Origin of the sequence: Streptomyces sp. NPDC058240, from assembly GCF_042882135.1 — a bacterium.
In the GTDB taxonomy this organism is placed as follows: domain Bacteria; phylum Actinomycetota; class Actinomycetes; order Streptomycetales; family Streptomycetaceae; genus Streptomyces.
In genome coordinates this window covers 47,922-56,081 of record NZ_JBHVWT010000038.1, presented here as the reverse complement: position 1 = coordinate 56,081, position 8,160 = coordinate 47,922, and the positions used below count along the sequence as shown (strand labels likewise).

Here is an 8,160-nt window from a genome sequence, read left to right as displayed (position 1 = left end):
AGAACAGCCCACACCCCCCCCCCCCCCCTCCTCCCCCCCCCCCCCCCCCCCCCTCCTCCCCCCCCCCCCCCCCCCCCCCCCCCCCCCCCACGACCACACTTCGTACCGGCTGCTACTTCAGCTTGGTGCCGGTGGAGCGCAGGTTGGCGCAGGCCTCCGTGACGCGCTTGGCCATGCCCGCCTCGGCGGACTTGCCCCAGCTGCGCGGGTCGTAGACCTTCTTGTTGCCGACCTCGCCGTCGACCTTCAGCACACCGTCGTAGTTGCGGAACATGTGGTCCACGATCGGGCGGGTGAAGGCGTACTGGGTGTCGGTGTCGAGGTTCATCTTCACGACGCCGTTCTCCAGCGCGGTGGCGATCTCCTGCTCGGTGGAGCCGGAGCCGCCGTGGAAGACGAAGTCGAACGGTGACTTCTTGCCGTACTTGGCGCCGACGCCCTCCTGGAGGTCCTTCAGCAGCTCGGGACGGAGCACGACGTTGCCCGGCTTGTAGACACCGTGGACGTTGCCGAAGGAGGCGGCCAGCAGGTAGCGGCCCTTCTCGCCCAGGCCGAGCGCCTCGGCGGTGCGCAGCGCGTCGTCGACGGTGGTGTACAGCTCGTCGTTGATCTCGTGCGTGACGCCGTCCTCCTCGCCGCCGGTCGGGGTGATCTCGACCTCAAGAATGATCTTGGCGGCGGCGGCCTTGGCCAGCAGCTCCTGGCCGATGGCCAGGTTGTCGGCCAGCGTCTCGGCCGAACCGTCCCACATGTGGCTCTGGAACAGCGGGTTCTCGCCCCGGGTGACGCGCTCGGCGGAGATGTCGAGCAGCGGACGTACGTAACCGTCCAGCTTGTCCTTGGGGCAGTGGTCGGTGTGCAGCGCGACCGTGATGTCGTACTTGGCGGCGACGATGTGCGCGAACTCGGCCAGGGCGACGGCGCCGGTGACCATGTCCTTGTTGTACTGGCCGCCCAGGAATTCCGCCCCACCGGTGGAGATCTGGACGATGCCGTCGCTCTCCGCCTCCGCGAAGCCGCGCAGTGCAGCGTGCAGGGTCTGGGTCGACGTCACATTGATGGCCGGGTAGGCGAACTTGCCTGCCTTCGCCCGGTCGAGCATCTCGGCGTAGACCTCGGGGGTTGCGATGGGCATCTGACCGCTCCTTGGGATGTGCGGGTGTGCGTGCTGGTTCCCTGACCTGGGGGCGACGTCATCGTCGCCCCCATCTTCCCAGACTCTCGCTCCGGCTCCACCCGGCCCACCGCCCCAGCGCTCCGGCGCACGGAGCCGGACATGCGGAAGGGGTGGGCCGTTTCACGTGAAACGGCCCACCCCCGGAAGAAACCGCAGGTCGAGCCAACCGTCAGGCCAGGTCGAGATCGGCCACCGAGTAGACGTGGACATACGGGAGACCGGCCTCGGCGATGGCCGGAGCCGCACCGCGCTCCACGATCACGGCCACGGCCACGACCTCGCCACCGGCCTCGCGCACCGCCTCGACGGCCGTCAGCGGCGAACCGCCGGTGGTCGAGGTGTCCTCGACCACCAGACAGCGGCGGCCCTTCACGTCCGTGCCCTCGATGCGGCGCTGCATCCCGTGCGCCTTCTGCGCCTTGCGGACGACGAACGCGTCCAGCTCCTGCCCGCGCGCGGCGGAGGCGTGCAGCATCGAGGTGGCGACCGGGTCGGCGCCCAGCGTCAGCCCGCCCACGCAGTCGTAGTCCAGCTCGGCGGTCGCGTCGAGCATGACCTGACCGACCATCGGAGCGGCCTTGCCATCCAGCGTGATGCGGCGCAGGTCGATGTACCAGTCGGCCTCAAGACCCGAGGAGAGGGTCACTCTGCCGTGTACCACGGCCTTGTCCTTGATCTGCTGGAGCAGCTCAGCACGTACGTCAGTCATGGCTACGAGCTTAAGGCGCGCGTCTCGCATCAGCTCTCGCCGAGTCCTGAGCCGACTCCTGAGCCGACTCCTGAGCCGGGTCGGAGCCGGGTCGGAGCCGGCGCCAGCTCCACGTCGTCGAGATCTCCAGCGGATCGATCGGGGTGACATAGCGGGGCGCGGTGTTCAGCCCGTTCGGCGGGCCGGACTGCGGCTCCACACAGACCGCCTCGTCCTGCTCGTCGTAGATCACGACCCACTCGTCCCGGCTCTTCACGGTCAGCTCCAGCTGCTCCGGCCAGGTGAGCGTCACCTCGACGCCGTCCGGCATCCCGAAGCAGTCGTCCCAGGGGCCGCCCAGGGGCGGGATGCGGCGGCCGGTCGGGAGATGGTCCTCGCCCCGCTCCTCCTGCCAGGCCGGGTCGAAGGCCAGCTGTGCGTCCTTGCCACCGCCGCCGAGGTTGCGCAGGAACCAGGGGTGCCAGCCCGCCTGCGCCGGGAACGAGTCCCCGTACGTCTCGATGCCGAAGGCGAGCGTGAGCGAATCCTCGGCCAGCTCGAAGGTCTGGGTCACCCGGCCCGGATACGGCCAGGGGTCGACGAGGTCGTAGTAGAACGACGCCTCCCGCTCGCCCAGCCGGGCGGTGTGCCAGGCGGTGTCCCGGCCGGTGCCGTGGATGGCGTGCGGCGGGGAGTTGAGCGGCAACCGGTGCGGGACGTCGCCGTTGTGGAACAGCCCGTTCCCGGTGCGCCCGCACCACGGCACCATCGGGAAGCAGCCGTACCGCTCCCCCTGCCGCAGCAGCTCGGTGCCACCGATCCGCAGACTGTCGATGCGACAGCCGTTGGCGGGATTCACGGTCAACTCTGCGTCGCCGACGGACAGCCGGACGTCCTTCTCGCTGCTACTCACCCGACCGAGATTACTGGCGCGACCGCTACCGCCGCCGCCTCAGTGCCCGGCTCACCACCACGGCGGACGCCAGCGCGAGCGCGGCGGCCGGGGCGACCCAGCGGAGCGTGGCACCCGCGGTGGTCGAATCGGGTGACGGGACGGGCGCGTACCGGCCGCGCGGCGGCGCGTGGTCGACCTCCTCGGCGCTGCGGCCGATCATGGTGCGCCTGGCGTGCGCGGCCTCCGCCGGGGGGCCTTCGGGGACGGTGAACTCCACCTCGGAGACCGGGTCGAGCGACGGCGGGGGCACGGGCGCGTCGAAGACGGAGCCGGTACCCGGCGGGTTCCCGGGCTCCCCCGGCTCCCCCGGTTCCCCGGCGGTGGGTTCCTCGGGCTTTCCTGCGCCTGCGGCGGGCGCCTCGTCCGCCGCCGCGTCATGGGTGGGCGGGGTGTCGTCGGCGGCGGCCGCGCCGGTCGTGTCGGCCTCCTCGGCCGCCTCCTCGATGGCCTGCTCCACCGCTTCCCCGACAGACCGCTCGGCCTCCCCGAGCACCTCGCCGGTCTTCTCGCCCATCTCTTCGCCGGCCGCCAGCGTCTCCGTCACCAGCTGCTGGGCAAAGCGGTCCAGCAGCCGGCGGGCCGCCGCGAGCGCCGCCGCCGCGTCCAGCTCCAGCAGCCGGCCGTCACCGCTCGCCGTACCCGCGAACCCGATCGCCGTACCGCCGTCCCGCTCGGTCAGGCCGATGGTCAGGGTCAGCTTCGCCGAGCCGCTTCCCCTGGCCTCGGAGCCCTCGCCGGTCACCAGGACCGCTTCCCCGCGCGCCCCCTCCGGGCCGTCCTGCGGCGCATCGGTGAGTCTCAGCGCGCCGCGGTACGTGATCGTGTGGCCGTCGACCCGGACCTTGAGCCGGCCGGACAGCGGGCCCGCGGACGCGTCGGCATCCTGCTGAAGCCCCGGCACGCATCGCGCGACGCGGGCGGGGTCACCCAGCGTCCGCCGGAGGGACGGGACCGGAACCGGAACGAACACCTCATGCTCCATGGAAACCGAGCCTACTCAGCCCCGGCCGTCACGTCAGCGGTTCCACCCCGCGAGGCCACCGGGCACACGGGCCACGCCCCCGACTCCCCGGCCCTCCGCAGACATATGAGAAAGCCACGCCGCACTCACCGGTCCTCCCAGTACCGCGGATGCACCAGCGTCGACGGCGGCAGCCCCGCCGGCCGCGCCCTCTCCGCCTCCCGTCCCGCGTTCACCAGCACGGGCTCCGTCATCGACCGCAGCGCCGGTGCCCTCACGGCGAGACCGAGCTCCGGCCTCTTCCCCGGACCGGCGAGGACGAAGCCCCAGCCGTGCGCGGGGTGCGCCCGGTGTGTGGCCCGGTCGGGACCGGCCGCGGAATCCGAGAGCCGGCCGCTCATCCGGTACGGGCGGGTGTGCAGGCCCGCCGCCCGCATCGACGCCTCGACCGTCCAGAACGTACGTGGCCGGGAGACCGGCGGGCCCCCGTGCACCACCAGCCGGCCGCCGGGCGCGAGTGCCTCGGCGACCAGCCCGTAGAACTCCGCCGAGTAGAGCTTCGTGCTGGTGGAGATCCCCGGGTCGGGCAGATCGGAGATCACCACGTCATAGCGGCCGTGCGCCGCCCGCAGCCAGTTGAAGGCGTCCGCGGTGACCGCCGTGAGCCGCGGGTCACGGAACGCGTGGCCGTTCAGCTCCGAGAGCGCCCGGTCGGTACGGGCCAACCGGGTGACGCCCTGGTCCAGCTCGACCACGGTGACGTCGCGTACGTCCGGGTAGCGCAGCACCTCCCGGGCGGCGAGGCCGTCGCCGCCGCCCAGGATCAGGACGCGGGCGTGCGGCCCGTTCATCGCCGGGTGCACCAGCGCCTCGTGGTAGCGGTACTCGTCGCGCGCGCTGACCCGCAGCCGCCCGTCCAGATACAGATCCAGGGAGCTGCGGCCCGACCCGGTCAGCACCACCTCCTGCACCTCGGTCTGCATCGCGACCCGCACCCCGTCCCCGTACACCGCGCGCCGCGCCGCCCGCTCGAAGTCGTCGACCAGTGCGGTGGCGACGGCCAGCACGGCGATCACCGCCACGTTGAACAGGATCAGCAGCCAGCGGGAGCGCGGGTTGAGATCCCGCCGGAACACGCACAGCACCAGCGCCCCGCCCGCCGCCGCGTTGACCGCACCGGTGAACAGCGCCCCGGTGAGCTGTCCGAGCACCGGCAGCAGCAGGAAAGGGAACGCGAGCCCGCCGACCAGCGCGCCCACGTAGTCGGCGGCGAAGAGATCCGCGACGGCGCCGCCCGCGTCCTGCCGGTCGACGCGCTGGATCAAGGTCATCAGCAGCGGAATCTCCGCACCGATCAGGATGCCGATCGTGAGCGAGAACCCGACCAGGGCGTAGCGCGACTCCCCGATCCAGGCGAACGACGCGTACAGCACGAGCGCCGAGGAACCGCCGACGAGCGCGAGGGCCGCCTCGATCAGCCCGAAACCCACTGCGGCATGGCTGCGTAAACGTTTCGCGAGAAGCGATCCGACACCCATCGCGAACACCATCACGGAGAGCACGACCGATGCCTGGGTGACGGAATCACCGATCAAATAGGAGGCGAGTGCCACCAGTTCGAGCTCGTACACCAGACCGCAGGCAGCACAGACGAAGACAGCGGCCAGCACGAGATACCGACCGGTCCTCGGTCGTACGGGAATACACGCCGCGCCCCCTCGCAGCGACACCTGCTGGTCGATCATGGTGCGAACGCTACGTCACGATCACATGGCAGCCTGTCACCCACAAGGGTGTAAGTGGCGTGCTCACAACGGAGTTGACACTTCTCGGAGTGCCGTCGCCGGCATCCGCGTTCCCACCCGGGTGCGCGTCACCACCAACTGCCCCTCCTGCGGGTACGCGTGCCAGGTGCGCCATCGCACCTGGCCCTCGGTCCGCTGGGCGAGCATGGCGGTGAAGGCGTGCGGGCTGCCGGGGAACGTCCCGGCGAGACCGTGGGGATGGTCGGCCACCAGCGCGAGGAGCTCCTGCGCGCGCCCCGCGAACGAGCCCTCCGAGAGCGTCTCGACACGCGCCGCGAATTCGTACTCCCATTCCCCGAGCCGCTTGGAGACACCGAGCGGAAGCGGCGTGCTGCTGCCGGGGATACAGGCGACGGTTTCGGAACAGGTGCCGCGGTCCTCTTCGAGGAGTACCTGGTGGGAGGCGCCGAGCAGGCGCATCTGCAGCCTGGCGCCCGCGAGATCGAGATCGAGCACGGCCAGGGCGGGGAGTGGTTCCCGCCCGAGCGCCCAGGCCAGGTCGGCAGCACGGGTGTCGGAATAAGCCGTCTGGAGGGTCGTGAGCATGAGTCGGCTCCGCAAGCAAGCATGGACACATGGACAGGGGACGCCCCCGACGTGATGCACGTGGGAGGTGGGTAGCGCCCGATCAGGTCCAACTGGGGTCCGAGGGCTGAATGTTCTCTCAACCGAGGGAACCACGAATAAGCCGTATCCACAGGGTTTTTACCCAACTTGCCGTGGTTTCCATCCCCTCGGGGGCCACTCGGATCATCTGTTCACCGGCAACTCGCGAAAAGCCCCAACAAAAAGGTGCCCGGCGGGAGTTCACCCGCCGGGCACCTCCGGAACCAGCTGTCCGGGTCAGCTGCCTCCGCCGCATCCGCCCCCGCCGCCGCACGAGGAGCCACCACCGCAGGAGGAGTGACCACCGCCGCACGAATGGCCTCCGGAGTGCCCACCGGAATGCCCGCTGCCGCTTCCGCAGGACGAACCGCCGCCGCCGTCACCCCCGGCCCACCAGCTGCCTCCCGCGGCGCTGCCCGCGGCCCCCCGCCGCGTACCCCGCCTGCCCGCCTTCGACCGGTTCCCGGCTTTCACCAGGACCGAGACGAGCAGCACGATCAGACCGACCGCGATCACCACTCCGACAAGAACCTTCACCGACCTCACGTCCTTCCGTCCCCCGAAGCGAGGTCCCCCCGCTCCCGTGCGCTTCCTGCGTGTGTGGGGGATGCCCCCGCCCCCGAACCGCCAAAGCAGACTTGAGCAACTCCAGAGCTTCCGCGCAGGATGGCAGCCATGACACAGGGACGACCGCTGCTCAACCGCCGCCTCGCCGAGTTCGGTACGACGATCTTCGCGGAGATGTCGGCGCTTGCCGTACGGACCGGCTCCATCAACCTCGGCCAGGGCTTCCCCGACACCGACGGCCCCGAAGAGATCCGGGAGGCCGCGGTCCGGGCGCTGCGCGACGGCCACGGCAACCAGTACCCGCCGGGCCCCGGCGTCCCCGAACTGCGCGCCGCGATCGCCGAGCACCAGCAGCGACGCTACGGCCTCACCCACGACCCCGACACCGAGGTCCTGGTCACCGCCGGCGCCACCGAGGCCATCGCCGCCGCCATGCTCGCCCTGCTGGAGCCGGGCGACGAGGTCATCGCCTTCGAGCCGTACTACGACTCGTACGCCGCCTGCGTCGCCATGGCGGGCGGCGTACGAGTCCCGCTGACCCTCCGCGCCCCGGACTTCCGCCCCGACCTCGACGCCCTCCGGGACGCGATCACGCCCCGCACCCGGCTGCTGCTGCTGAACAGCCCCCACAACCCGACGGGCATGGTCCTCACCCGCGAGGAGCTGACCGTCATCGCCGGACTGGCGGTGGAGCACGACCTGCTGGTGGTCACCGACGAGGTCTACGAGCACCTGGTCTTCGAGGGCGAACACATCCCGCTGATCTCCCTGCCCGGCATGCGCGAGCGCACGGTCTCGATCTCGTCCGCCGGCAAGACCTTCTCGTACACCGGCTGGAAGGTCGGCTGGGTCACTGCCGCCGCCCCGCTCCTCGCCGCCGTCCGGACGGCCAAGCAGTACCTGACCTACGTCAGCGCGGGCCCGTTCCAGTACGCGATCGCCGAAGCGCTGCGCCTCCCGGACGCGTACTTCGACGGCTTCCGCGCCGACCTCGGCCGCAAGCGCGACCTGCTCGGCGACGGCCTGCGGGCGGCCGGGTTCAGGGTCTACCAGCCTCAGGGCACGTACTTCATCACCACCGACATCACCCCGTTCGGCGAGAAGGACGCCTACGCCTTCTGCCGCGCGCTCCCCGAACGCTGCGGCGTCGTCGCCATCCCCAACTCCGTCTTCTACGACGACCCCGACGCCGGCCGCAGCCAGGTCCGCTTCACCTTCTGCAAGCGCGACGACATCCTCCACGACGCGGTCGGCCGCCTGCGTCGACTGGCGCCCTGAAACCGGCTCACCCCGGGGCGGGGGGGGGGGGGGGAGCCGCCCCCCCAGGGTGGGGTGTTGCTGTCGTACCGGGGTTCGGCGCCCCCAGGGGGTGGGTCCCCACCCTCCCCCTTCTCCCCCCCC

At 71.3% G+C, this 8,160-nt stretch carries 6 protein-coding genes and 1 pseudogene; 1 reads left to right on the top strand and 6 read right to left on the bottom strand.

Features of this window, described 5'->3' with window-relative positions; all coding sequences use genetic code 11:
• Positions 1–112: 112 nt before the first annotated feature.
• The 6 genes and pseudogenes from fbaA to ACFVX4_RS33720 all read right to left on the bottom strand — a co-directional run bounded on the left by fbaA (position 113) and on the right by ACFVX4_RS33720 (position 6,132).
• Entirely contained in the window at positions 113–1,135 is a 1,023-nt protein-coding gene (gene fbaA, locus ACFVX4_RS33745) for a class II fructose-bisphosphate aldolase (protein WP_389984861.1), read from the bottom strand.
• A gap of 211 nt (positions 1,136–1,346) precedes the next feature.
• Positions 1,347–1,886 carry an orotate phosphoribosyltransferase gene (gene pyrE, locus ACFVX4_RS33740; protein ID WP_389984859.1) on the bottom strand — a complete coding sequence of 180 codons (540 nt, stop codon included), beginning with the start codon at positions 1,884–1,886 and terminating at the stop codon, positions 1,347–1,349.
• A 94-nt stretch (positions 1,887–1,980) separates the two neighbouring features.
• Positions 1,981–2,778, bottom strand: a pseudogene (locus ACFVX4_RS33735) (aldose 1-epimerase); the annotation flags it as partial.
• A 25-nt stretch (positions 2,779–2,803) separates the two neighbouring features.
• Positions 2,804–3,802, bottom strand: coding sequence for a carbon monoxide dehydrogenase (locus tag ACFVX4_RS33730; protein WP_389984857.1), 999 nt, complete (start codon positions 3,800–3,802; stop codon positions 2,804–2,806).
• Between the two features lie 125 nt (positions 3,803–3,927).
• Positions 3,928–5,526: a polyamine aminopropyltransferase gene (locus ACFVX4_RS33725; protein WP_389984855.1), complete on the bottom strand. Its 1,599-nt coding sequence runs from the start codon at positions 5,524–5,526 to the stop codon at positions 3,928–3,930.
• Positions 5,527–5,589: 63 nt separating this feature from the next.
• On the bottom strand, positions 5,590–6,132 hold the full coding sequence (locus ACFVX4_RS33720) for a DUF2617 family protein (protein ID WP_389984852.1): 543 nt from the start codon (positions 6,130–6,132) through the stop codon (positions 5,590–5,592).
• Positions 6,133–6,858: 726 nt separating this feature from the next.
• Between ACFVX4_RS33720 and ACFVX4_RS33715 the strand changes: the two genes are divergently transcribed.
• A complete protein-coding gene (locus ACFVX4_RS33715) occupies positions 6,859–8,037 on the top strand; it encodes a pyridoxal phosphate-dependent aminotransferase (RefSeq protein ID WP_389984849.1) in 1,179 nt (392 codons plus the stop codon).
• Positions 8,038–8,160: the final 123 nt, after the last annotated feature.